The organism is Pseudarthrobacter sp. ATCC 49987 (assembly GCF_009928425.1).
Taxonomy (GTDB): domain Bacteria; phylum Actinomycetota; class Actinomycetes; order Actinomycetales; family Micrococcaceae; genus Arthrobacter.
The window spans coordinates 4,062,823-4,085,273 of the sequence record NZ_JAABNS010000001.1 but is presented as its reverse complement, the minus strand read 5'-3'; the positions used below and the strand labels follow the sequence as shown (position 1 = coordinate 4,085,273).

Below are 22,451 nucleotides of genomic sequence, written 5' to 3'. Positions count from 1 at the left end.
GTTCGCTCGCCTTAGCCCCGGCGGACCCGGCCAAGAGTCGATCCCTCATCGGCCGGTTCCCCGTCGTCCGCTCCCTGCATGGTCACGTCGACGGCCCGTTCGACGACGGCGGTCAGCCCGCCTGCGTGGAACGGCTCCCGCTGCAGCAGGGAACCGGTGCCCTCGGCCAGGATCCGGCCGATGCCCTGGCGCACCAGGCCCAGCTCGCCCTGTTCCTCCAGCACCGGCGCCACGAAGTCCACCAGGGCCTGGACCACGTCCGCGGCCGGGGCAGGGGTGAAGGTTCCGAAGTCCAGCAGCTGCCCGCGCAGTCCGCAGTTGCTCGCCTGCCACGCGGCCATCCGCAGCAGCAGTGTCGGCACCGGGGCGGGATCGACGCCGTCGTTCCATTCCCGGGACGCCGACTCGACAAGCGCCCGCACCAGGACAGCGATCAGCGCCGCGTCCTCAGCGCGCAGGCAGACATCGGCGACCCGGACCTCCACGGTGGGATGATGCCGGCACAGCCGTGAGTCGAAGTAGACCATGCCCTCGTCCATAAGGACGCCGGTTTCCACCAGTCGGGTCACAACCCGGCGGTAGACCGGCAGGCTGCCGAAGATCATCGTGGGCCCGGACCCCGGCCAGCGGTTCCACGCCTGCGTGCGGTAGCTTTCGAACCCTGTCTCCGCACCGTTCCAATAGGGGGAGTTCGCGCTGAGGGCGATCAGCACGGCGAGCTTGTCCCGGATCCGGTCCATCACCGCCACGCCCTCCTCCGGGGACTCCACCAAGGTGTGGACGTGGAGGCCGCAGGTCAGCTGGTTCCGGACCGTGAGCCCGAAGCGCTGCTGCATGGCCATGTAGCGCTGCTTCGGCGTCAGGTGGGTGGCGGAGCCGTGCGGCGACGTGGCGAGGGCCGCGACCCGGCCGCCGTGCTCCCGGGCGGCCTGGTCCGCGCGGGCCCGGCCCTGCCTGAGCTGCCGGAGCAGCTCCGGGTACTCCAGGCAGGGCCGCGTCTGGGTTTCGATTTGTTCGAGCTTGAGCTCGTAGCTGAAGTCGGGGTCCTCGTGGGCCGGCGGCTGCGCCGGGTCGACCGGGGCGCCCTGGGCGTCCGGGATCGGCGGGACGAGACGGGGCAGCATGGCGTCGGCGAGGGCAAGCAGCATCCCGGTTTCGGGGTCCACTATGAGCAGTTCTTCCTCCACGCCGAAGGTCCGCATGATTCTATTGTGCGACAGGATCCGCCGAAACGCCCCACCTTAACGCGGGGCCAGGGGATTCAGCGCATTCAGTCTTGGAAGTACTCGATCTTGGCGCCGATGGTGTTGAGCCGCTCGGCCAGGTCCTCGTAGCCGCGCTCGATCACGTAGATATTGCGCAGTTCCGAGACTCCGCGGGCGGCGAGCATCGCCAGCAGCAGGCAGGCCGCGGGCCGGAGGGCAGGCGGGCAGCCAACCTCGGCCGCACGCCATTTGGTGGGTCCGTTGACGTAGATCCGGTGCGGGTCCAGCAGCTGCACCTGGGCGCCGAGCTTGTTCAGTTCGGTCAGGTAGATCGCCCGATTGTCATACACCCAGTCGTGGATCATCGTCTGGCCCTGGGCATTCGCGGCGATGACCGCGAAGAAGGGCAGGTTGTCGATGTTCAGCCCGGGGAACGGCATGGGGTGGATCTTGTCCTCGGGGGCGCGAAGCTCGGAGGGCCTGGTGGTGACGTCCACCAGCCGCGTGCGCCCATTGCGGGCCAGGTACTCGCCGGACACTTCCAGCTGCTGGCCCATCTGTTCCAGCGTCGCGAGCTCGATTTCCATGAATTCGATCGGGACGCGCCGGATGGTGACTTCCGAGTTCGTGACGATGCCGGCGGTGATCAGGCTCATCGCTTCGATCGGGTCCTCGGAGGGGAAGTACTCGATGTCCGCGTCGACCGAGGGGCGGCCGATGATCTTCAGCGTGGTGGTCCCCACGCCCTCGATCCCGACGCCGAGCATCTGCAGGTAGAAGCACAGATCCTGCACCATGTAGTTGGGGCTGGCGTTGCGGATGATGGTGGTGCCGCTGCGGTGGGCGGCGGCCATGATCGCGTTTTCGGTCACGGTGTCGCCGCGTTCGCTGAGCACGAAGGAGCGGTCGTGCCCGTCCGACGGCGGCGCCTGCACGGCGTAAAAGCCGGATTTGGCGTCGACGCTGAGGCCGAACTGGCGCAGTGCCTGCATGTGCGGCTGCACGGTGCGGGTGCCGAGGTCGCAGCCGCCGGCATAGGGCAGCCGGTATTCGCTGGATTCGTCCAGGAGCGGTCCCAGCAGCATGATAACGCTGCGGGTCCGGCGGGCGGCCTCGACGTCCATGGAGCCGAGGTCCAGTACGGCGGGGCGGCGGATCTGCAGGTCGTTGGCGTTCAGCCAGGTGCATTCGACGCCGATGCTCGTCAGCACCTCGACGATCCGGTTGACCTCCTCGATCCGTGCCAGCCGGCGCAGGATGGTGGTGCCGCGGTTGATCAGGCTGGCGCACAGCAGGGCGACGCCTGCGTTCTTGCTGCTGTTGACGTCCACGGAACCGGACAGGGTGCGGCCGCCTTCAACGCGCAGATGCGTCATGGCAGGGCGTCCCACTTTGAGGATGCTCCGGCCGAAGATGGCCTCCAGCCGCTGGATCATTTTCAGGCTGAGGTTCTGCTTGCCCTGTTCCATGCGGGCGATGGCGCTCTGGCTGGTGCCCAGCTCGGCGGCGAGCTGGCCCTGGGTCCAGCCCTTCTGGCCGCGGGCTTCGCGGAGCAGGGCGCCAACGTGTTCAGCAGTCTCTTGAGTCATCCCAAGAAAATATCACGCATGATTTATTAACCCCGGGCATTTCCGCCGGAATGCCGCGAATCTCACAGAGATACCCGGCCGGTGCGATAACCGGGCGCTACTGGCGTGCGAGGAAGACCATGTTCCAGGTCCCGGCCGCCAGTGCGGCGGCGACGGCGGCCCCGGCGATCAGCAGCCCGCCGAGGAACACCCAGGCGTCCAGTCCGCTGAACACCGACGTCCGGGCCCAGGTCCGTTGTGCGCCGCCAAAGCCGCGGGCCTCCATGGTGACCGCGAGCCGGGAGGCCCGCCGGACGGCCTGGACCAGCAGCCCGAAGCTCTGCCCCAGGGTGGCGCGGAGCCGCTGCAATGGATTCCCGTGGGAACCGACGCCCCGGGCGCGGCGTGCCATGCCGATGGTCTGCCACTCTTCGGCCATCAGCCCCACAAGCCGCATCGCTGCCAGCGTCCCGAGGACGAAGCGGTGCGGCAGTTTCGCTTTTTGCGCCAGGGCGTCCGCCAGGTCCGTGGGATCGGTGCAGCTCATCAGCAGCACCGCCGGCAGGGCGATAGCCAGGCCGCGGATCATAAAGCCGAGCCCGAGTTCCAGGGAGCCTTCGCTGATGGACCAGATCCTGGCGTCGAGCAGGATGTTCCCGCTGTCCGGTGCCAGGATGGTGGTGCTCCAGCCGCCCAGCGCCGCGGCCAGGATCAGCGGCCAGCCCCGCTGCCAAAGCAGGCCGGGAGTCAGCCCGGCCAGCGGAAGGAGCGCCAGCACCAAGGCGAGCGCCACCGAGGCGGACACCCAGTCGATGGACAGCGCCAGCACCATCGTAATGAGCATGACGGCGGCGAACTTCGCCAGCGGATTGGCCCGGGTCAGCAGGGCCTGGTTGCCGCGCAACGTCAGTTCCTGCCTCATGGTGCGTTCACCTTCCCCGGCTCCCGGTGTTCGGGTTCCGGGTCAGCGGCCCGGTGTTCGGGGGCGCGCAGGCTGAGTTCGGTGCCGCCGAGGACTTCGCTGAATTCGGCGTCGTGCGTCACCGACACGACGGCGGTGCCGTCGTCGAGGAGTTCGGAGAGGAAGGAGGCCAGTTCGGCCCAGGTGTTGGCGTCCTGGCCGAAAGTGGGTTCGTCCAGGATGAGCACGTGGGGATGGGCGGCGAGGACGGTGGCCACGGACAGCCGCCGCTTTTCACCGCCGGAAAGGGTGTAGGGGTTGGCGTCCACGAGTTCCGTCAGCCGTAACCGCTCCAGCAGTTCGTCCACGCGGTCCCCGCCGCGGCCCAGGTGCCGGGGCCCGAACATCAGCTCATCGAGCACCCGTCCGGTGACGAACTGGTGCTCGGGTTCCTGGAACACGGTGCCAATCCTGGCAATCAGCTGCTGGGCCTTCCACTTGTACGGATCAATCCCCGCGCCGGCGCTGAGCTCCAGCGTGGCGGAGACCGTGCCGGAGACCGGCGCGAGCAGGCCGGCGAGTGTCAGGGCGAAAGTCGACTTCCCCGAACCGTTGGGGCCGGTGATGGTCAGCGCTTCCCCGGCACGGACCTGGGCCACGATGCCGGACTGCACCGGCGCCGGCGGGATGGGCCGGAAGCCGCCGCGGAGACCGGACCGCCGCGGCCGTTCGCGCGAGACGGCCAGGCCCTCCGCGGCCAGCAGCAGCCGCGCGGTATTGGCACCGGCAGCACCGGCGGCACCGCCAGCACCGGCAGCACTGGCGCGGCGAGCCCGGGTCTGCGGCACGTAACCGGGCACCCAGACACCCGCTGCGGTGAGCATGTCCCGCGCCTGCGCCAGCACCTGGTCCGGCGGCCCGTCGATCAGCACGGCGGAGTCCGTGGCCGAGCCGGGCTGCAGCACCACGATCCGGTCCACGAGGTCTTTCCAGACCGCGACCCGGTGCTCCACCACCACCAGGGTGGCGCCGGTCTTGTCCACGCAGCGGCCGACGGCGTCGCGGACTTCCAGGACGCCGGCCGGGTCCAGGTTGGCGGTGGGTTCGTCGAGGAGAATCAGCCCGGGGCGCATCGCGAGGATGCCGGCGAGCGCCAGGCGCTGCTTCTGGCCGCCGGACAACGCCGACGTCGGATGGTCCAGCGGCAGCCGGCCCAGCCCGACGTCGTCGAGCGCTTCCGCCACCCGGGTCCAGATGTCGGCCGGCGACACGGAGAGGTTTTCCGCACCGAAGGCGACGTCGTCGCCGAGGCGTGAGAGCACCACCTGCGTTTCCGGGTCCTGCTGCATCAGTCCGGCCCGGCCGCGCCGGGCCCGGGGCGCGGCGCCGTCGATCAGCAGGCTGCCGGACTCGTCGGCGTCCTCGGCGTCCGCCGGAGCACGGCCAGCGGCAAAACTAACAGCACCGTCACCGGAGGAGCTGTCGCCGAGCACCCCGGCCAGGGCGTGGAGCAGCGTGGATTTGCCGGCGCCCGAAGGCCCCAGCAGCAGCACGCGCTCCCCCGGCCGGATGTCCAGGTCCAGGCCGCTGACGGCGGGCCGGGACCGGCCGGCGTGCCGCCAGCCCCAGCCGCGAGCGGTGATCGTAGCCGGGCGGACCCGGTCGAAAGATGTCATGCGCAGTGTGCGGACATCAGGAGAAGACGGGCTCCGTGGCCGCCTTGCGGGAAGCGAAGGAACTCAGCACGCCGGTCCTGGCCAGGCCCCGGGTGGCGAGCCAGGACAGCCCGCCGGCGATCACGGCACCGGAGATGGCGGTGAAAATGACGTAGGCGAGCTTGTCGCCGGCGGCGTACGCGATGTTCCAGCCCCAGGGCAGGAACGAATCATTCAGCCCGCAGAACAGGCCGGCGCCGGCACCGGCCAGCAGCGACACCGGCAGGTTGAACTTCTTGTACATGAACGCGGCGAAGACCAGTTCGGCGCCAAGGCCCTGCAGGATGCCGGAGATGAGCACCGTGGTGCCGTACTGCGAGCCCATGATCAGCTCGCCGGCGGCCGCCACGGTCTCGCAGAACAGTGCGGCGCCCGGCTTGCGGATGATGAGCATGCCCAGAACTGCCGGGATCATCCAGCCGCCGGCGTAAAGCCCGGTGAGCGGCGGGTAGAACGCGTTGACGGGGGCGGAAATGAGGTTGGCGCCCTGGGACCAGGCCCAGAAGATGACGCCGCCGGCCACGGCGATCAACGCGGCCACCACAATGTCCACAACACGCCAGTTGTGGGTGCGTCGGGTGGGTGTCGTGCCAGAACCGGGGCTGGCGGATTCGTGCTGGCCGGATTCGTGCTTGGCAGATGTATCAGTCATATCGTCCTCCTGAGGAACAGGAGGGGAGAGTGCCCCGGGTCCGCAGCTTCCGCTGCCGCTCCGTGCACTCTGAGAACTCGACTCCCTTGCGCCGGTACTAACCGGATCAGGTTCGAGGGTCTGCGGCTGTCCGCACTCTCAGCGCCCACCTGTGGTTTCCCCGGATTCCTCCGGTGATGCCCGACGGCGGCGCTCCCCTGTCGTATCTAATATTGCCCTTGTGGGCGTGGCCCAGTTTACACCCGTGGAGCATTATTTTTCCGGGGCCGGCCGTCACAATCCTGGACCGTCCGAAGCGGTGTCCCGGACCGGCCTGCTTGGTAGAGTCGGCACAGCATGGGAACACCGGACGCCGCCACGGCCGGCTGGCTGCCGGCAGCCAACTAACGGAAGCTGAATCACTTGACGAACTCACCAGTGCCTTCCCCCGACTACGATCCGGATTCCGCGGAACCGCAGCCGCACGGGTCCCTGGGTGCGCTGATCGGCCGCATCCTGGCGGAAATCGAGGAACTGCGGTTCCGGTCCTTCAGCAAGGACGACGCCCTGGACCTCGGGCTCCTCCTGGTGGAACTCGGCCGGCATCGCTCCCACCCGATCGCCATCGACATCACCAAGGGCGAGCAGGTGCTCTTCCATGCGGCGCTGGAGGGCGCCACCCCGGACAACGAACACTGGATCAGGGCCAAGCAGCGCACGGCCGTGCGCTACGAAGTCCCGTCGCTGCTGGTGGGTCTTCGGGCCCGGGCGGCCGGGCGGAGGATCGAGGACAACGCCTGGTTCGACCAGATGGAGTTTGCCGCCCACGGCGGCGCGTTCCCCATCTACCTGCGCGGCACCGGGATGATCGGCACCGTCACGGTGTCCGGGCTGCCGCAGAAAGCCGACCACGAACTGGTGGTCGAGGCCCTGTCGGAAATCCTCGGCCGCACTGCGTCTCTGGCTGGACCGCCGGGACGCTAGCCCGGCATCCCCCCGGCTCCGCTGCGGGGTGTCCGCCCGGCCAACCGGACCAGCGCAATCCCGACGGCCACGAACCAGACCCACATCAGCACGCCGTAGCCCCAGTAGAACTCCGGGACGGCATGCCGGAGCGCCTCCGCAACAACACCCAGGCCGCCGGTGGCGATCCCCAGCCACGCGAGGGTCCGTGGCAGCACCCCCTTCAGCATGACGACGGAGATCAGCAGGATGCCGAGCGCTGACAGGACACCGACGACGGCGGGGGTGTTGTTCTCGGCGACGATCGCCTCGGCGGCGGTCGAGTAGCGGAGCCGGGCGGCGCCGTCGTCCGCGCCGGCGTAACGGTCGCTGAGGTATACCAGCACGAGGGAGCCCCGGCTGGTGACCGGGACGGCGAGGATCAGCGCCCAGGACAGTGCGCCGATCACGGCAGCCAGCAGGGCCAGGCCTTTGTCGAGCGGGGCCAAGGCCACGAAGAGCGCCACGAACACGAGCACCGGCAGCATGTTCGGCACCATCCACAACAGCTGCTCGGCAATGTAGATCCCCTTGTTCCGCGCGATGAACTCCAGTGTCGCGGCGCCTCCGTGGACCGGTGGCGGGGCGGCGAAGTCCAGGACCAGCGCGATGACCAGGAGCACCACAAAGAGCACCGAGGCAATGCCGGCCCAGAAATACAGCCGCCGCGAGGTCTGGCCGTCAGCCGCTGGGGCGGCCGGCGCGGTGCGGCCGGGCGAACTGGTTTGGGGCTTTTCCATGCTCGAAGTTACGTCCGGCCCGCCCCGCCGGACAGGGGCGTTGGTCCCGGCCGCTTCCCTGGCTGGACCCTCCGGCAAGGAACGCTAGGCTAGGGGAAGCCCTGTTTCCTCCCGCAAGGAGTTGCGAAGAATGAACATCTTCATCAAACTGCTCGGCACCGGCATCAGCCTGCTCGCCGGCTATGTCGGCACCAAGCTCGTTGACACCATCTGGGAGAAGTCCACGGGCAGCAAGCCGCCCAAGGGCCACGACGACGACGTGCCCACCACGCTGCGCTCGGCCCTGACCTTCGCCCTGATCTCCGCGTCCGTCAGCGCCATCATCCAGGTCCTCGCCAACCGCGGCACCCAGCGCGCGGTGACCCGCTTCGCCAAGACCCAGGATCTGGTTTAGGGCGCCTGGTTTAGGGCGCCTGGTTTAGGGCGCATCGTCCAGCCCTCACCGCCCGTCGGTGACCTCGTCGCCGTCGTCGCCGGTGAAACCGCGCTTGCCGGCCGCCTGCTGGACCACGGCCTCCAGTTCATCCGTGCTGAGCAGCTCCGGGTGCAGGTGCTTCGTCCGGTAACCGGCGCGGCCCACCATATGCGCGGACACCGGCACGGTCAGCAGCTGGAAGATCCACGCCACCACCAGCACCGGCCACACCCACCAGGTGCGCATCTGAAGGCCCAGCGCGAACAGCAGCAGGAACAGACCCAGTACCTGGGGCTTGGTGGCCGCGTGCATCCGCGTCATGAGGTCGGGAAAGCGGAGCAGGCCCACCGCCGCAGCGAGGGACATCAGGGCGCCGACCACCATGAACACCGCCGAGACGGCGTCAATCACGGTGTCGCCGGATAGGGTCTCAGGATTCACGGGGCTTCTCCCGCCGGTCGGCAACGAAGCGGGCCACGGTGACAGAGCCGACGAACCCGATGAGGGAGACCGCCACCAGCAGCATGAGGTTGTTGAGGTGCCGGTTCACGGCCATGTCGATGCACAAAGCGGCACCAAGGATGGCCAGCAGCACGTCCGCGGCGAGCACCCGGTCCAGCAGCGACGGGCCCCGCGCGATCCGGATGATCGCTCCTCCGGCGGCCAGCGACAGCACCACCGCGGTCACGGTCAGGACGAGCTGCATCATGCGCCCACCTCCTGGTTGAGTGCGGACAGTTCGGCTTTGGTGCCCATGATCCTGATCAGTCCGGCCTCGGTGTCGCGGACGTCCTTGCGCAGCTGCGCGGCGTCGTCTGCGTTGCGGACATTGATGCCGTGGATGTAGAGCGTGGACGTGGAGCGGTCCACCTCCACCACCAGCGAGCCGGGGATCAGCGCGGTGATGTGACCGGTCGCGGTGACCAGCAGGTCCGAGTGGCTCCGGAGCGGGACGGCGATGACGGCGCTGACCACCTTGGGGCCCTTGGCCGCGGCGAGGTACAGCACCTGGAAGCTCGCTGCCACCACTTTAGCCAGGAACATCAGAGCGAATGGAACCGCCCGGAGCACGTTGAAGCGCCCGCCGAGTTCCACCGGCGGCAGGTAGAACAGCCGGGCCACGACGACGGCGATCAGGGCGCCGAAGAGCAGGTTCCCGGGGCTGAAGTCCCGCCAGAGGGCGCCCCAGACAACCACGAGCCAGACGAGGAGCGGCAGTTCCTGCCGCAGCGAGATCCGTTTCCGGCTCATTTTCGGGCCTCCTGCGGCTCCGGCTGGGAGATCGCAGGAACCGGCGCATCCGCGCCGAGGACCGCGTGGATGTAGGAGGTCCGGTCCAGCATGTCAAAGGCGGACTGGTCGGCCACCTTGAACAGCGGCCCCGCGAAGACAGTCAGCCCGACGCCGAAGATCACCAGGCCCAGGGTGGAACCCACCATGGTCCGCGGCAGCAGCGTGACGTTGGTCTTCCCGGCCCGGTCCCCGGTAGCTGAATCCTCGGGGGCGGCCAGCAGCACAGGATCGGGGTGTTCGGCGTCCTCGGGCTTGCGCCAGAACGCGCGGTTCCAGACCCTGGCGATGGCCAGCAGCGTCAGCAGGCTGGTCAGCACTCCGCCGGCCACCAGGGCGTAGGCCAGCGGCGTTCCCAATTGCACGCCGGCCTGCAGCAGCCCCAGCTTCCCGAGGAAACCCGAGAACGGCGGGATGCCGGCCAGGTTCATGGCGGGGACGAAGAACAGCACCGCCAGCAGCGGCGACAGTTTCGCGAGCCCGGCGAGGCGGTCCACCGAGGAGCTCCCGCCGCGGCGTTCAATCAGCCCGGTCACCAGGAACAGGCTGGTCTGGATGGTGATGTGGTGCGCCACGTAGAAGACGGCGGCGCCCAGCCCTGCCACCGAGGACATCGCGAGCCCGAACACCATGTAGCCGATGTGGCTGACCAGGGTGAAGGACAGGAGTCGTTTGATGTCGCTCTGGGCCAGGGCACCCAGGATCCCCACGATCATGGTCAGCAGGGCGGCGACCATCAGCGGGGTATTAAAGGTGTCGCCCGGAAACAGCAGTGTTTCCGTGCGGACGATCGCGTAAACGCCCACCTTGGTGAGCAGGCCGGCGAACACCGCTGTGACCGGGGCAGGTGCCGTCGGGTAGGAGTCCGGGAGCCAGAAGGACAGCGGGAAAATGGCCGCCTTGATCCCGAACGCCACCAGGAGCATCACGTGCAGCAGGTTCTGCGTGCCCTGGTCCAGGTCCGCGAGCTTGATGGCGAGGTCGGCCATGTTGATGGTGCCGGTGGCGCCGTAGATCATCGCGATCGCGATCAGGAAGAGCACCGAGGACACCACCGAGACCACGAGGTAGGTCACGCCGGCCCGGATCCGCGGACCCGTCCCGCCGAGGGTCATCAGCACGTAGCTGGCGGTCAGGAGGATCTCGAACCCCACGTAGAGGTTGAACAGGTCCCCGGAGAGGAAAGCGTTGGACACCCCGGCCACCAGGATCAGGTAGGTGGGGTGGAAGATTGAGACCGGCGCGTCCCGGTCGCCGTCGGCCATGCCCTGCCCGGTGGCGTAGATCAGCACGGCGAGGCTCACGGAGGAGGACACCACCAGCATCAGCGAGGAGAACTGGTCCACCACCATCACGATGCCCCAAGGCGGCAGCCAGCCGCCGATGTTGACCGCAGCCGTCCCGCCCTCCCAGACGGAGGCCAGCAGCCAGCACTCCAGCAGCAGCGTCACGGACAGGAGCCCGATGCTCACGGTCCGCTGCGCCCGCGGCTGCCGGATCAGCAGGAAGGTCAGGGCGGCGCCGAGGATGGGGAGGAGGACGGCGAGCGGGGCGAAACTGGCAACGTTCACTGTCCGCCTCCTTCCTTGTTCGGTGGCGTGACATTCAGGGACCCGGGCTGCTCCTCTGAGGCGGCCGCCTCGGCGTCCAGCGTGCGGTCTGCGACCTGGACCGTGGCCTCGGCCCCCGCGGGAATGTCGGAGACGGATTGGCCGTCCGAGCCGATCATGGTCAATGGGAACTCGGAGGTCTCCACCGGGATCACGGAGTCGTCCTCGACGTCGAAGCTGGGAGTCCTCGCCACGCGGCGGTCCTCGGCGTCGTCCTGGATTTCATCCTCACGGGCCAGCACCCAGGTCCGGTAGATGATGCCGAGCATAAAGGCCGTGACGGCGAAGGAGATCACGATCGAGGTGAGGATCAGGGCTTGCGGCAGCGGATCGTTGTAATCACCGGCCGCCGTGTCCTTGCTGAACATGGGCGCCAGGCCTGCGTAGCCGCCGGTGGTAAGAATAAGCAGGTTGGTGGCGTTCGTGAGCAGCATCAGGCCCAGCAGGACCCGGGTCAGGCTGCGTTCCAGGAGCAGGTAGATGCCGCAGGCGTACAGGGCTCCCATGACCGTCAGCAGGGTCAGGTTGACGCTCATGCTTTCCCCTTGGCTGTGGTTTCGGCCGGAACTCCGCCGGGCTCCTGGTCGCCGGCCGGTTCCTCCGACTGTTCCTCGAAGTGTTCGTCGATCTCGGCGCCCAGGCTGCGCAGCACGTCCAGCGCCAGGCCGACGACGACCGTGTACACGCCGATGTCGAAGATCGTGGAGGTGACGAACTTGATGTCGCCAAAGACCGGCAGCCAGAACTCGATGATGGCGCTCTGGAACACCTGGCCGCCCAGCAGCAGCGGTACCAGGCCGGAGGCCGCCGCGGTGGCAAGGCCAATGCCCAGCAAGGTGCCCGCGCTGACGGGGGAGGCTTCGCGCAGTTCGAAGCGCCCGCCGGCGAGGTAGCGGACGGTGAGCGCCAGTCCGGCGGTGAGGCCACCGGCGAAGCCGCCGCCGGGAAAGTTGTGGCCGGCGAGCAGCAGGTAGATGGAGAAGACGATGATGGAGTGGAAGATCAGCCGGGTGACGACCTCGAAGATGATCGAACGGCGTTCCGGGGCCAGGGTCCGGCCGGCCACGATCCACGCGTCGCGGCTGGAGGCGGCGAACCGGCGGCTCATGGCCAGCGTGGCATCGTCACGGGTGTTTCCGCGGCCGCCGCCGGGGCTGCGGCGTCCGACGGAACCCTCGGCCACGGTGGCGGAGGCGCGCATCCCCTCGCCGCGGCTCCGGACGAAGATCAGGCTGGCAACACCGGTGGCGGCCAGCGCGAGCACCGAGATTTCCCCGAAGGTGTCCCAGGCCCGGATGTCCACCAGGGTCACGTTGACGATATTGAGTCCGCCGCCGCCCTCATACGCCAGCTTCGGGAACTCCAGGGAGACGGGAGCAGCCACCCGGGCGCCGAGGGCGTAGATGGCGACGAACACCATGGTGATCCCGAAGGCGGCGCCGATGATCACGCGGACCACCCGGTATTTTCCGCCCGTCCGGTCGCGCAGTTCCGCCGGGAGGCTGCGCATGGCCAGGACAAAGGCCACCAGGATGATGGTTTCCACCAGCATCTGCGTCAGTGCGAGGTCCGGGGCGCCCTGCAGCGAGAACATCAGGGCGATGCCGTAGCCGGTGACGGACACCATCAGCACGGCCAGGAACCGCTTATTGGCGCGCACCGCGGCCAGCGCCCCGATCACAATGCCGGCGCCCGCCACGATCTGCAGCGGGGAGTGGGGGTCAATGAAGTAAAGGTTCTCCGGCAGCGGCTTGTTGGCCAGCACCAGCGCCGTGAGCGGAAGCACGAACGCCACGGTCAGGATGACGGACAGGTAGAAGTACAGCGAACCTCGCTGGGTCCGGCCGGTGATCCAGACTGCGGCGTCGTCGAGCGCACCGATGGCCAACTGGTAGGTGCGGTCTCCGTCGATCCAGGCGGGGACCAGGCCCTGGATCCGGGAGACGGCGTTGCGGCCGTAGAACATGGCCAGGCCGAGGGCGAAGGTGATGGCGGTCAGCCCCAGGGCCGGGGTCACACCGTGCCACAGCGCCAGGTGGCCGGCGGCGGCCGGGTCTTCGCCGTCGGGCACGAACAGCGCCGCGTACGGCTGGATCCAGCCGTCCACCGGTGCCGGCCACAGCCCGTAGACGATCGTCAGCAGGCTCAGGATGGCGGGGGCGGCCAGGAACGCCGGCTTGATCGGTTTGAACGGGGTGGTCTCAACGCCGGGCTTGACGGCGAAGGCGCCCCACATGAACCGGGCGCTGTAGGCGAAGGTCAGGATGGAGCCCAGGACCAGGCCGACGAGGATCAACAGCCCCCACGGGCCGGCGCCGGTGCCGTAGTGGACGAAGGCCTCGAAGACCGATTCCTTCGCGACGAAGCCGGCCAGCGGCGGGATGCCGGCCATCGAGGCGGCACCGATGGCGGCCACGACGGCGAGCGCCCGGGAGGAGCGGTAGACGCCGGAGAGCTTGCGGATGTCGCGGGTTCCGGCCTGGTGGTCAATGATGCCGACCACCAGGAAGAGGGTGGCTTTAAAAAGTCCGTGGGCGAGGAGCAGGCCGAGGCCGGCAAGCGCCGCATCGGGCTTGCCGAGCCCCACGACCATGGTCAGGAAGCCGAGCTGGCTGACCGTCCCGTAGGCCAGGATGAGCTTGATATCGGTCTGCCGCAGCGCCCGGTAGCCGCCGACCAGCATGGTGGCCAGGCCGAGGCCGAGCACCACCGGCAGCCAGTACGGGGTGTCCGCGAATCCTGGCGCCAGCCGCGCCACAAGGTAAATGCCGGCCTTCACCATGGCCGCGGCATGCAGGTAGGCGCTCACCGGAGTGGGAGCCGCCATGGCGCCGGGGAGCCAGAAGTGAAAGGGGACAAGCGCCGATTTGGTGATCGCGCCAATCAAAATGAGGACGACGGCGGCAGCCACGGCTCCCGCGGCGGGCCCGGCGACAAGGGTGGGCGCCAGCTCGAGGATGGCCGAGATCCGGTAGGTCCCGGCACTGAAACCGAGGATGATCAGCCCCACCAGCATGGCAAGGCCGCCGGCGGTGGTGACGATCAGGGCCTGCAGGGCGGAGCGCCGCGCGGAGAGCCTGGTCCGGGCGTAGCCGATCAGCAGGTAGGACAGGACAGTGGTCAGTTCCCAGAAGATGAACATCAGGAGCAGGTCATCTGCCGTCACCAGGCCGAACATCACCCCGGCGAAGGCCAGCAGCTGGGCGCCGAATCCGCCGAGGTTCTCATCCTTGTCCTTGAAGTACCGGGCGCAGTAGACAAGGACCAGCGCACCCACGCCCAGGACGAGCAGGGACATGACCCAGGCCAGCGCGTCCATCCGGAAGGCGAGCTCGATCTTCAGCTCGGGGATCCAGGGCAGGACTTCGGCCACGCCGGTGCCAGCAGCGCCGCCGCGGGGTGTTCCGGCGTCGGCATAGACGGCGCCGTGCTGCAGGATCAGCCAGACGAACGAGGCCGTGGGCACCGCCGCGAGGGCGTAGAACGAATTCCGGCCGAACGTCCGGAAGAGAATTGGCGCCACAGCAGCCACCGCAAAGTGCACGGCAAGGACTGTGATCACTGGTATCTCCGCAACGTCAGGATTTCGATTGTCAAAAGTTGGAGCAGGCGGCGCATTCGTTAGGTTCAGTCCGGACAGTTTACCAAGCGTTGACAAATTCTTTTCGCATGGTGCATCGGGTCGTGCGCGCTCTGCGGATAATATTCACGCTATGAACTCCGCTGCTGCCCCAGAGGCCATGCGTCCCGCGTCGGAACTGGAATCCGGACGCCAGGCCTCCCATAAGGGGCGCATCCTCGCGTGGGCGGCCTGGGACTGGGGCTCGGCCGCCTTCAACGCGGTCATGACCACGTTCGTGTTCACCGTGTACCTGACCTCCAAGGCGTTCGGCGGCGAGGACCAGGCATCTGCGGTCCTCGGCGGCGCACTGGCCATCGCCGGTGCCGCGATCGCGCTGCTGGCACCTGTCACGGGACAGCGCTCGGACACCGGCGGGCGCCGGAAGCTCTGGCTGGGGGTCAACACCGCCGCCGTCGCGCTCCTGACCGCACTGTGCTTCTTTGTCTTCCCGCGCCCGGAGTTCCTGCTGCTCGGAGTGACGCTGATAGCGCTCGGGAACGTGTTCTTTGAGTTTGCCGGCGTAAACTACAACGCCATGCTCGCCCAGATCTCCACCCCGCGGAACATCGGCAAGGTCAGCGGCTTCGGCTGGGGCATGGGCTACCTCGGCGGCATCGTGGCGCTGCTGATCGTCCTCCAACTCTTTGTCCAGCCCAGCTTCGAATGGTTTGGCGGCTCGACGGAGGACGGCCTGAACATCCGCCTGGTCGCGGTGTTCTCGGCCTTGTGGTTCTTCATCTTCGCGCTGCCCGTGCTGTTCGCCGTGCCGGAACTTCCCAAGGCCAAGCAGGGCGCCGGCCTCGGATTCCTGGCGTCCTACGGCCTGCTGGTGCGGCGGATCCAGGCGATTTACCGGACCAGCCCGCACACCATCTACTTCCTGCTCGCCAGCGCCGTGTTCCGGGACGGGCTGGCCGCCGTGTTCACCTTCGGCGGCATCATCGCCGCTGGAACATTCGGCTTCGAACTCAAGGACGTCATCTTCTTCGCGATCTTCGGGAACGTCGTGGCCGCGGCGGGTGCCATCGCGGGCGGCTTCCTCGACGACCGGATCGGGCCGAAGGCGGTCATTGCCGGTTCGCTGGTCGGGCTGCTGGTCTCCGGCTCCATGATCCTGGTCCTCGGCAACGGGAACTATTCCTTCTTCGGCATGGACTGGGCCGGCACCACCACGTTTTGGATCTTTGGCCTGTTCCTGTGCCTCTTCGTGGGGCCGGCGCAGTCCTCCTCGCGGGCCTACCTGGCCCGGCTTGCCCCGCACGGCGAATCCGGTGAGCTGTTTGGCCTCTACGCCACTACAGGCCGGGCCGTCAGTTTCCTCGCTCCCGCACTCTTTACACTGTGCATTGCGGTCGCTGCCCCGCTGGTGGCACCCGGCGAGGCGCAGCGTTGGGGCATCCTCGGCATCATGGTGGTGCTCCTGGCCGGGCTGCTGCTCCTGCTCCCGGTCAAGGCACCGGACAAGACCGAAATCGCCGTCGTTCCTGCAGCTTGAAGCTGCCCCGGAATCCCACGCAGCACACTAGGCTGGAGGAATGAACGTGGATGAAACAGACCTCCCGGGCCTGGGCCGGCGCAAGGACTTCATGACCGCCTCAGGCCGGCGGATCGGCGTCGTGGAATACCGCGAAGGCCAAACCGAACTGATCGTCTCGACATGGGACGATCCGGACACCTGCCAGGCGTCTATTCCGCTGACGGCCGATGAGGCCGCCGCCCTCGGAAACCTGCTCGGCGGCCAGCGGCTCGCCATGCAGCTCTCCGAAGCGCACCGCGAGGTTCCGGGCATCGTCACCCGGCAGTTCTCCATCGCCGCCGGCTCCCCGTTCCACAACCAGCCGATGGGCAAAGCCGCCATCCGGACCCGGAGTGGCGTCTCGATCGTCGCTATCATGCGCGAAGGCGAAGTGCTCCCCTCCCCGGGACCCGACGTCGTCCTGCACCCCGGAGATCTCCTCGTAGCAGTGGGAACCCAAGAAGGCCTGGACACGGCGGCCGGCATCCTGCGCAACGGCTGACGGTATGGATCCGCTCGCACTGACGCTCATTGAACTTGGGGCCGTCGTGTTCTGCCTCGGCCTGCTGGCGAGGCTGGCCGGGCGGATCGGCATGTCCCCCATTCCGCTGTACCTCATCGGCGGCCTGTTCTTCGGGGCAGGCGGCCTGGTGAAACTCGAAGGAATGCACGAGTTTGCGCACCTCTCAAGCGAGATCGGCGTCATCCTCCTCCTGCTTATGCTCGGATTGGAATATACGGCGGCCGAACTCGTCACGGGGCTGCGGCGCTCCTGGCAGGCCGGCGTCCTGGACCTGGTCCTGAACTTCCTTCCGGGCGCCCTGCTCGCCGTACTGCTGGGCTGGGGAGTCGTCGGAGCGATGGTAATGGGCGGTGTCACCTACATCTCGTCCTCGGGGATCGCCGCCAAGGTGATCACGGATCTGGGGCGGATCGGTAACCGCGAGACTCCGGTAGTTCTTTCGATCCTCGTGTTCGAGGACCTCGCCATGGCGGTCTACCTGCCGATCCTGACGGCGACGCTGGCCGGCGTCAGCTTCGTCGTCGGGCTGCAGACCGTGGGCATCTCGCTCGCCGTCGTCACCGTGGTGCTGCTCGTGGCACTGCGGCACGGGCACCATGTGTCCAAGGCAGTGCACAGCGAGAACTCCGAAGTGTTCCTGCTCAACCTGCTCGGCGCCGCCCTGCTGGTGGCCGGACTGGCAGCCGCCATGCAGGTGTCAGCGGCGGTGGGAGCCTTTATGCTCGGAATCGCCATTTCGGGTGCCACTGCGCACAGCGCCACCCGGATCCTCGAGCCGTTGCGGGACCTCTTCGCAGCCATCTTCTTCGTGGTCTTTGGCCTCAACACGGACCCCACCACCATCCCGCCCGTTCTCGGCTGGGCCCTCCTCCTGGCCATCGTCACCGCGGCCACCAAGATGCTCACGGGGATCTGGGCGGCGAAGCGCGCCGGGATCGGCGTGCCGGGTCGTTTCCGCGCCGGCGCCGCGCTGATCGCCCGCGGGGAATTCTCGATCGTTATCGCCGGGCTCGCCGTCGCCTCAGGTGTGGTGCCGCAGGAGCTCGCGGCCCTGGCCACCGCCTATGTGCTGATTATGGCCGTGACGGGCCCGCTCGCCGCCCGGTTCGTGGAGCCGGTGGTGGCGATGCTGCGCCGGCCCGCGAAAACGCGGACGGTCCGGACAGCGGACGGGATTTAGATGTCCGTGCGGTGGAAGTTCAGGTGGCTGCGGCTCGCCGTCGGGCCGCGCTGGCCCTGGTAGCGGTTGCCGTACTCGCCGGAGCCGTACGGGTGCTCGGCGGCGGAAGTGAGCCGGAAGAAGCACAACTGGCCGATCTTCATGCCCGGCCACAGCTTGATCGGCAACGTCGCCATGTTGGACAGCTCAAGGGTCACGTGCCCGGAGAAGCCCGGATCGATGAACCCTGCCGTCGAGTGCGTGAGCAGGCCCAGCCGGCCCAGCGAGGACTTGCCCTCAAGCCGGGCGGCGATGTCGTCGGGGAGCGTCACTGTCTCGTAGGTGGAGCCAAGCACGAATTCCCCGGGATGAAGAATAAACGGTTCGCCGGCCTCAACCTCCACCAGACGGGTCAGCTCGGGCTGTTCCTCCGCCGGGTCAATATGGGCGTACTTGTGGTTGTCGAAGAGCCTGAAGAATTTGTCGATCCGGACGTCAACCGACGATGGCTGAACCATGGCGGGGTCGAACGGCTCCAGAATGATCCGTTGGGAATTGATTTCGGTACGAATGTCGCGGTCAGAGATCAGCACACGTTCAAATTACCGTACTCACCGTGGACAAACGTGCGCGGGGCCAGTGTTACAGCACTGCTGTTACTGCTCTGCTTGTTCCTCAAGCACCGACTTGAGCTGCTCCAGCTGGCAGACTTCCGCCTTCATCCGGCGGCGGAAGGGGGACTTCAGCCGGGCCAAGAGTCCCCGGGGTTCGCATTCCAGCGCAAAGCGGACCCGGGTGCTGGCGCCTTCCGTGCTGAGGTAGTAGCCGCCGCGCGTCCGCTCGGGCCCGGCAAGGACCTTGTACTGGATCTCCGCCCCGGGCCGTGCCTCGGTGATCTCGAAGTCGCCGCAGACTATCCGCCCGCCCGGCGCGGCGATGGTTTGCCGGTAAACGGCGCCCTTGGACCCGGCAGCGCCCGATTCCAGCTCAATGCTGCGGACACCGGTGCGCCAGCTGGGCAGGTTGCGGGCGTCGACCAGGAAGTCATACACACTCCTGGCATCCCGTTGGATGACGACGTCGTACTCTGCGATTGCCACGGAAATCCTTGCTGGGCGGACGGCTGATGGGCGTAGCCCGCTTCCCCAGGAACTGCAGCTAACTCCTTCAGGATAGACAGCAAGGCCCGCCCCGCGCGGCTGCGGGGACGGGCCTTTATCGAAGAGTTATGGGGCTGACCGGGTTGTGTACCGCTCCGTGACTCCTTCGCAGCGGCTGCGGCAGGGCCTACTTCTCGGTCAGTTTCGGCACCGAGAACACCACAACGGCGCCGACCACGGCGAAGGCCGCAAACATGTAGAAGTTGAGCTGCCAGCCGAAGGCCATGCCGGCGATCAGCCCGCCGATCAGCGGCCCGCAGATGGCGCCGATGCGGCCAATGCCAAGCGACCAGCTCAGCGCGGTGGCGCTTAGGGACTGCGGGTAATGGGTGGCGCAGTAGCCGCCCACCAGGATCTGGGTTCCCACCGAGCCGAGCCCGGCGAAGGCGACGATGACGAGCAGCATCGCGAGCGGGAGCTGGAGGCTCAGCATGAGAATGGCCACGAATGCCAGGAGGAACGACGCCGTCACGACCTTGCGGATGCCGATCCTGTCCGCCAGGACGGAGGCGCTGATGGAGCCGACGATCGCACCGGCATTGAGCACCAGCAGGAAAGTCAGGGCATCGCCGAGCTGGAAGCCGGCCTGCCGCATGATCTGCGGCAGCCAGGTGTTCAGCCCGTAAACCAGCAGCAGTCCGCAGAAGTTCGCCATCGCGAACAGGACCGTGGAGCGGACCCACTTGCGCGTGAACAGGGTCTTCATGGCCGATTTCGGTGCCTCTGCTCCGGTTTTGACATCCTCGGCGGTGACGATGTCCGAGTAGATCAGGCCGGAGCGTGCTGCGGTCGCCTTCGCTTCTTCGAAGCGCTGCTTGCGGGCCAGGTACGCCACCGACTCGGGCAGGAGCTTCCAGGCAATCGGGAGCAGGGTGACGAGGGGCAAGGCGCCAATCGCGTACATCCAGCGGAAGTCGATGTGCTGCAGCAGGTTGATGGCGAGGAGGGAGGCGCCGACGCCGCCCACGGAGTAGCCGCTGAACATCACGGCATTGGCGATCTGGCGCCGCTCCTTGCGGGCGAATTCGACCGTCAGGGCAATGCACGTGGGTACGATGCCGCCCAGGCCGAGGCCCGTCAGGAACCGCAGGAGGCCGAAGACCTCGGCGGACGGCGCGAAGGCCGTGAGCAGCATGAAGGTGGAGAACCATGCGATGCAGGCAAGCATGACTCGCAATGTTGATGACTTTCAACTCACGAAGGGGTCAGTCGCGGCGAACATCGGTGCGCATCAGAATCGTGCTGCCTCGGCGTGCAAAGAAGTCTTTCTGATGGCGGGTCTGCACAGGGACCGTGCGGTAACCCCCTCATCGGTGTCCCTCTACGCCGGTTCCCGCATGCTCCGTGAGGGCGAGCGGATCGAGTCCATCGCCCAATTGCTCGGTTACGCCTCGCTGGATTCCTGCGCGAGCGCCCTCGGCTATGACTGGGAAACGGGCGTGATCGCCTAAACATGATGAAGAGCCACATCAGCCCCGCGCACAGGGACTATAGCTGGATTTCCAGCCGAGTCGCTGAGGCTGTGCTGCGCTCTTCCTACATCAACCGGATCGCGTCACGCATTCCAGCCCGTGAAGAAGGTCTTGCGGGTCATCCCGCCGAGTTTCCTGACGTGGTTTATGTCCTGTTCACCGCACTAGCTGGAACCCTTGGCAGTCAGCGGAACGCAGCCTCGTGGCTAGCTGAAGAAAGTAATTGGTACAAGGTTCGGAAGCATGCCGAACGACGCTGGGAAATCACCCTGCCGAAATACGGACCGACGCGAGGGACGTGCGGTTACAACTTCCGCCGCCTTGCAGACAAGCACCACCTCCTATTCCGCGAGGAGTTCCGTGCCGCCGCCATTGAACAGGCACAGCGTCAAGGGTGCCTGATGAGCGAGGCGCTGACCATGAACAAGCCCGAGCGCAAGAACGTCGTCATTGCCGACGGGACCGTGCCCAAGTGCCGCTTCCGCCACAAGACCTACGAGCGCCTCCGCAAGGAGGGCAAGCACGTTCCGGGCGCTTCCTTCTTCAAAGAAGGCGGTGAAGATGGCAAATGGGTTCACGGGATGAAGGAACTGCTCTTCGTGGTGCGCCCCGATGAGGTCCCCAACTCGCGGGTCATTCTCGGGACGTTCCCCGTCACGGAAGGGACATATCTTGGAGAAGCCGGACTGGCTGTTCAGGAGTCCCTCCGGTACAGGAACGAAGTACCCGGCTTCCTCGGCTTCCGTTTCGACGGGGCATTCCGTGGAAAGCACATCGACGAATTGATGAAAGCTGGACTAAGTGTCGTGACCCCGGTCCCGAAGAGCGACAAGCGCAGGTTCCTGAAAGAGGTCACGTGCTCAAAGTCCCACGTGCATCGGCTCTACACCCAGCAGGGAGACTTCTGTGAGATTTCGCTGCTGGACACCGGCGAGGAGCACACGATCTACTGCAAGCGCGTCAGGCAACCCAGCATTGCCCCAAGGGCTAAGGGCGGAAATTTCCGCGTCTACGCCGAGATTGAGCTGGCGTGTGGTGCGATTCAGCGGGAGCGCTTGGACAGCACTGGCGACGATCAGGGATTCAGCCTCGCTGAGCGGCTCCGTCAGCACCCACCACATACTCCATACTTCAAGGAGACCTACGGTTACCGCGCCGACGTTGAGAGCACCAACAACAACTTGGACTCCGGGCTGTACCGACAGCGAATGATCGTTGACACCCCGGAACGTCAGGCACTGATCATGGTCGGGTTCTGCATCTCCCGGAACGCCATCAGCCAGCAGGTCTACGAAGCCCGGCTGCGAGAGGGACTACTGGACGAGCCACCCGGCAACGTGAGAGAAAAGCCGGTGGCGGCGTGAACCGGCTAGAACAAGCAACCAAGAAGCCCTAGAACAGCCTGACCTCGTGGCGGGCTGTTTGTGCTTTAAGGCGTGATGAACAGCTCCGAGACCGCCCACCGGCTGCGATCGAAGCGACTCGACGCGGTATCCAGCCCGGTGTGGCTGTTCTGTGAAGGCTCCCGACTGAGGTAATGTAAATCTCGTTGTTTTCGCAGGGATTATTGACCAATTTATTGACTAGTCCCACTGCGGCTGTAGCTCAATGGTAGAGCGCTAGCTTCCCAAGCTTGATACGCGGGTTCGATTCCCGTCAGCCGCTCCAATCCCCCAGCAGAAACTCCGTCCGGCGGCCCCAGGGCCGTTAGGTCCCTACCTGTATCGTTCGAAGTCAGGAACCTCTCCGGTTCCGCTACAGGAGCGATCATGGCTGACAAATCCCCCCGCCAAGCAGCATCCAAGAAATCCGGCAAATCCATCAAGGAAAAGCGTGCCGACAAGAGGACCGCTGCAGCGCCGCCCAGCTCCCTGGACAAGGCCACCAGCTCCAAGCCGGCGAGTCCCAAAAAGAAGTGAGCG

At 66.9% G+C, this 22,451-nt stretch carries 23 protein-coding genes, 1 tRNA gene and 1 riboswitch; of the genes, 9 read left to right on the top strand and 15 right to left on the bottom strand.

Annotated features, from left to right (window positions below; genetic code table 11):
• Nucleotides 1-11: 11 nt before the first annotated feature.
• The 5 genes from GXK59_RS18910 to GXK59_RS18890 all read right to left on the bottom strand — a co-directional run bounded on the left by GXK59_RS18910 (nucleotide 12) and on the right by GXK59_RS18890 (nucleotide 6,041).
• Nucleotides 12-1,202, bottom strand: coding sequence for a glutamate--cysteine ligase 2 (locus tag GXK59_RS18910; RefSeq protein WP_160668874.1), 1,191 nt, complete (start codon nucleotides 1,200-1,202; stop codon nucleotides 12-14).
• Between the two features lie 68 nt (nucleotides 1,203-1,270).
• Entirely contained in the window at nucleotides 1,271-2,794 is a 1,524-nt protein-coding gene (locus tag GXK59_RS18905; RefSeq protein ID WP_160668873.1) for a UDP-N-acetylglucosamine 1-carboxyvinyltransferase, read from the bottom strand.
• Nucleotides 2,795-2,891: 97 nt separating this feature from the next.
• Nucleotides 2,892-3,695: an energy-coupling factor transporter transmembrane component T family protein gene (locus GXK59_RS18900; protein WP_160668872.1), complete on the bottom strand. Its 804-nt coding sequence runs from the start codon at nucleotides 3,693-3,695 to the stop codon at nucleotides 2,892-2,894.
• Nucleotides 3,692-5,350, bottom strand: a complete 1,659-nt coding sequence (locus GXK59_RS18895) for an ABC transporter ATP-binding protein (protein ID WP_160668871.1) — start codon at nucleotides 5,348-5,350, stop codon at nucleotides 3,692-3,694. The genes GXK59_RS18900 and GXK59_RS18895 overlap by 4 nt, the downstream gene beginning before the upstream one ends.
• A gap of 16 nt (nucleotides 5,351-5,366) precedes the next feature.
• A complete protein-coding gene (locus tag GXK59_RS18890) occupies nucleotides 5,367-6,041 on the bottom strand; it encodes an ECF transporter S component (protein ID WP_237393952.1) in 675 nt (224 codons plus the stop codon).
• Between the two features lie 65 nt (nucleotides 6,042-6,106).
• A riboswitch (TPP riboswitch) is annotated at nucleotides 6,107-6,250 on the bottom strand.
• A gap of 193 nt (nucleotides 6,251-6,443) precedes the next feature.
• Between GXK59_RS18890 and GXK59_RS18885 the strand changes: the two genes are divergently transcribed.
• Nucleotides 6,444-7,004, top strand: a complete 561-nt coding sequence (locus GXK59_RS18885) for a heme-degrading domain-containing protein (protein ID WP_160668870.1) — start codon at nucleotides 6,444-6,446, stop codon at nucleotides 7,002-7,004.
• Here GXK59_RS18885 and GXK59_RS18880 read toward each other — a convergent pair.
• On the bottom strand, nucleotides 7,001-7,762 hold the full coding sequence (locus GXK59_RS18880; protein ID WP_160668869.1) for a DUF4386 family protein: 762 nt from the start codon (nucleotides 7,760-7,762) through the stop codon (nucleotides 7,001-7,003). The genes GXK59_RS18885 and GXK59_RS18880 overlap by 4 nt on opposite strands.
• A 130-nt stretch (nucleotides 7,763-7,892) precedes the next feature.
• Between GXK59_RS18880 and GXK59_RS18875 the strand changes: the two genes are divergently transcribed.
• The gene (locus GXK59_RS18875) at nucleotides 7,893-8,156 is read left to right on the top strand and encodes a DUF4235 domain-containing protein (protein WP_160668868.1); all 264 of its coding nucleotides are present in this window, start codon (nucleotides 7,893-7,895) and stop codon (nucleotides 8,154-8,156) included.
• Nucleotides 8,157-8,201: 45 nt separating this feature from the next.
• Here the strand turns inward: GXK59_RS18875 and mnhG are convergent, their stop codons facing one another.
• From mnhG to GXK59_RS18845, 6 genes are read right to left on the bottom strand one after another with little or no spacing between them, the layout of a single operon-like run.
• Complete coding sequence (mnhG, locus tag GXK59_RS18870; protein WP_160668867.1) at nucleotides 8,202-8,618, bottom strand: monovalent cation/H(+) antiporter subunit G; 417 nt, start codon at nucleotides 8,616-8,618, stop codon at nucleotides 8,202-8,204.
• Nucleotides 8,608-8,886, bottom strand: coding sequence for a monovalent cation/H+ antiporter complex subunit F (locus GXK59_RS18865; protein WP_024366298.1), 279 nt, complete (start codon nucleotides 8,884-8,886; stop codon nucleotides 8,608-8,610). Before GXK59_RS18865 ends, mnhG begins: the two co-directional genes overlap by 11 nt.
• The gene (locus tag GXK59_RS18860) at nucleotides 8,883-9,428 is read right to left on the bottom strand and encodes a Na+/H+ antiporter subunit E (RefSeq protein WP_160668866.1); all 546 of its coding nucleotides are present in this window, start codon (nucleotides 9,426-9,428) and stop codon (nucleotides 8,883-8,885) included. The genes GXK59_RS18865 and GXK59_RS18860 overlap by 4 nt, the downstream gene beginning before the upstream one ends.
• On the bottom strand, nucleotides 9,425-11,038 hold the full coding sequence (locus tag GXK59_RS18855; protein WP_160668865.1) for a Na+/H+ antiporter subunit D: 1,614 nt from the start codon (nucleotides 11,036-11,038) through the stop codon (nucleotides 9,425-9,427). The genes GXK59_RS18860 and GXK59_RS18855 overlap by 4 nt, the downstream gene beginning before the upstream one ends.
• The gene (locus GXK59_RS18850; protein ID WP_160668864.1) at nucleotides 11,035-11,613 is read right to left on the bottom strand and encodes a Na(+)/H(+) antiporter subunit C; all 579 of its coding nucleotides are present in this window, start codon (nucleotides 11,611-11,613) and stop codon (nucleotides 11,035-11,037) included. Before GXK59_RS18850 ends, GXK59_RS18855 begins: the two co-directional genes overlap by 4 nt.
• On the bottom strand, nucleotides 11,610-14,639 hold the full coding sequence (locus tag GXK59_RS18845; protein ID WP_160668863.1) for a Na+/H+ antiporter subunit A: 3,030 nt from the start codon (nucleotides 14,637-14,639) through the stop codon (nucleotides 11,610-11,612). The genes GXK59_RS18850 and GXK59_RS18845 overlap by 4 nt, the downstream gene beginning before the upstream one ends.
• A 151-nt stretch (nucleotides 14,640-14,790) precedes the next feature.
• Here GXK59_RS18845 and GXK59_RS18840 point away from each other — a divergent pair, with 151 nt between their 5' ends.
• Genes GXK59_RS18840 through GXK59_RS18830 form a run of 3 tightly spaced genes read left to right on the top strand, consistent with a single transcriptional unit; the run spans nucleotide 14,791 to nucleotide 17,918 of the window.
• Nucleotides 14,791-16,194 (top strand): MFS transporter, encoded by a 1,404-nt coding sequence (locus GXK59_RS18840; protein ID WP_160668862.1) that lies wholly within the window; start codon nucleotides 14,791-14,793, stop codon nucleotides 16,192-16,194.
• A 40-nt stretch (nucleotides 16,195-16,234) separates the two neighbouring features.
• Nucleotides 16,235-16,717, top strand: a complete 483-nt coding sequence (locus GXK59_RS18835) for a cation:proton antiporter regulatory subunit (RefSeq protein WP_160668861.1) — start codon at nucleotides 16,235-16,237, stop codon at nucleotides 16,715-16,717.
• 4 nt (nucleotides 16,718-16,721) lie between these two features.
• Nucleotides 16,722-17,918 carry a cation:proton antiporter gene (locus GXK59_RS18830; RefSeq protein WP_160668860.1) on the top strand — a complete coding sequence of 399 codons (1,197 nt, stop codon included), beginning with the start codon at nucleotides 16,722-16,724 and terminating at the stop codon, nucleotides 17,916-17,918.
• Here GXK59_RS18830 and dcd read toward each other — a convergent pair.
• The 3 genes from dcd to GXK59_RS18815 all read right to left on the bottom strand — a co-directional run bounded on the left by dcd (nucleotide 17,915) and on the right by GXK59_RS18815 (nucleotide 20,225).
• On the bottom strand, nucleotides 17,915-18,490 hold the full coding sequence (gene dcd, locus GXK59_RS18825; RefSeq protein ID WP_024366305.1) for a dCTP deaminase: 576 nt from the start codon (nucleotides 18,488-18,490) through the stop codon (nucleotides 17,915-17,917). The two genes, GXK59_RS18830 and dcd, sit on opposite strands and share 4 nt — an antisense overlap.
• Before the next feature lie 63 nt (nucleotides 18,491-18,553).
• The gene (locus GXK59_RS18820) at nucleotides 18,554-18,997 is read right to left on the bottom strand and encodes an SRPBCC family protein (protein WP_160668859.1); all 444 of its coding nucleotides are present in this window, start codon (nucleotides 18,995-18,997) and stop codon (nucleotides 18,554-18,556) included.
• A 187-nt stretch (nucleotides 18,998-19,184) separates the two neighbouring features.
• Nucleotides 19,185-20,225 carry an MFS transporter gene (locus GXK59_RS18815; protein ID WP_160668858.1) on the bottom strand — a complete coding sequence of 347 codons (1,041 nt, stop codon included), beginning with the start codon at nucleotides 20,223-20,225 and terminating at the stop codon, nucleotides 19,185-19,187.
• A 103-nt stretch (nucleotides 20,226-20,328) separates the two neighbouring features.
• Here GXK59_RS18815 and GXK59_RS18810 point away from each other — a divergent pair, with 103 nt between their 5' ends.
• The 4 genes from GXK59_RS18810 (at nucleotide 20,329) to GXK59_RS20530 (ending at nucleotide 22,448) form a co-directional block, all read left to right on the top strand.
• Nucleotides 20,329-20,508, top strand: coding sequence for a hypothetical protein (locus GXK59_RS18810; RefSeq protein ID WP_160668857.1), 180 nt, complete (start codon nucleotides 20,329-20,331; stop codon nucleotides 20,506-20,508).
• Between the two features lie 5 nt (nucleotides 20,509-20,513).
• Nucleotides 20,514-21,893 carry a hypothetical protein gene (locus GXK59_RS18805; protein WP_160668856.1) on the top strand — a complete coding sequence of 460 codons (1,380 nt, stop codon included), beginning with the start codon at nucleotides 20,514-20,516 and terminating at the stop codon, nucleotides 21,891-21,893.
• A 230-nt stretch (nucleotides 21,894-22,123) separates the two neighbouring features.
• A tRNA-Gly gene (locus GXK59_RS18800) sits at nucleotides 22,124-22,197 on the top strand.
• Between the two features lie 101 nt (nucleotides 22,198-22,298).
• Nucleotides 22,299-22,448 (top strand): hypothetical protein, encoded by a 150-nt coding sequence (locus tag GXK59_RS20530; protein ID WP_192815748.1) that lies wholly within the window; start codon nucleotides 22,299-22,301, stop codon nucleotides 22,446-22,448.
• The last annotated feature ends 3 nt before the right edge of the window (nucleotides 22,449-22,451 follow it).

What these genes read in the sequence shown, in the direction of transcription:
- GXK59_RS18910 (WP_160668874.1), bottom strand. Translation starts at nt 1,202, where the DNA reads ATGCGGACCTTCGGCGTGGAGGAAGAACTGCTCATAGTGGACCCCGAA.
- GXK59_RS18905 (WP_160668873.1), bottom strand. Translation starts at nt 2,794, where the DNA reads ATGACTCAAGAGACTGCTGAACACGTTGGCGCCCTGCTCCGCGAAGCC.
- GXK59_RS18900 (WP_160668872.1), bottom strand. Translation starts at nt 3,695, where the DNA reads ATGAGGCAGGAACTGACGTTGCGCGGCAACCAGGCCCTGCTGACCCGG.
- GXK59_RS18895 (WP_160668871.1), bottom strand. Translation starts at nt 5,350, where the DNA reads ATGACATCTTTCGACCGGGTCCGCCCGGCTACGATCACCGCTCGCGGC.
- GXK59_RS18890 (WP_237393952.1), bottom strand. Translation starts at nt 6,041, where the DNA reads ATGACTGATACATCTGCCAAGCACGAATCCGGCCAGCACGAATCCGCC.
- GXK59_RS18880 (WP_160668869.1), bottom strand. Translation starts at nt 7,762, where the DNA reads ATGGAAAAGCCCCAAACCAGTTCGCCCGGCCGCACCGCGCCGGCCGCC.
- GXK59_RS18875 (WP_160668868.1), top strand. Translation starts at nt 7,893, where the DNA reads ATGAACATCTTCATCAAACTGCTCGGCACCGGCATCAGCCTGCTCGCC.
- GXK59_RS18865 (WP_024366298.1), bottom strand. Translation starts at nt 8,886, where the DNA reads ATGATGCAGCTCGTCCTGACCGTGACCGCGGTGGTGCTGTCGCTGGCC.
- GXK59_RS18860 (WP_160668866.1), bottom strand. Translation starts at nt 9,428, where the DNA reads ATGAGCCGGAAACGGATCTCGCTGCGGCAGGAACTGCCGCTCCTCGTC.
- GXK59_RS18850 (WP_160668864.1), bottom strand. Translation starts at nt 11,613, where the DNA reads ATGAGCGTCAACCTGACCCTGCTGACGGTCATGGGAGCCCTGTACGCC.
- GXK59_RS18840 (WP_160668862.1), top strand. Translation starts at nt 14,791, where the DNA reads ATGAACTCCGCTGCTGCCCCAGAGGCCATGCGTCCCGCGTCGGAACTG.
- GXK59_RS18835 (WP_160668861.1), top strand. Translation starts at nt 16,235, where the DNA reads ATGAACGTGGATGAAACAGACCTCCCGGGCCTGGGCCGGCGCAAGGAC.
- GXK59_RS18830 (WP_160668860.1), top strand. Translation starts at nt 16,722, where the DNA reads ATGGATCCGCTCGCACTGACGCTCATTGAACTTGGGGCCGTCGTGTTC.
- GXK59_RS18815 (WP_160668858.1), bottom strand. Translation starts at nt 20,225, where the DNA reads ATGCTTGCCTGCATCGCATGGTTCTCCACCTTCATGCTGCTCACGGCC.
- GXK59_RS18810 (WP_160668857.1), top strand. Translation starts at nt 20,329, where the DNA reads ATGGCGGGTCTGCACAGGGACCGTGCGGTAACCCCCTCATCGGTGTCC.
- GXK59_RS18805 (WP_160668856.1), top strand. Translation starts at nt 20,514, where the DNA reads ATGAAGAGCCACATCAGCCCCGCGCACAGGGACTATAGCTGGATTTCC.
- GXK59_RS20530 (WP_192815748.1), top strand. Translation starts at nt 22,299, where the DNA reads ATGGCTGACAAATCCCCCCGCCAAGCAGCATCCAAGAAATCCGGCAAA.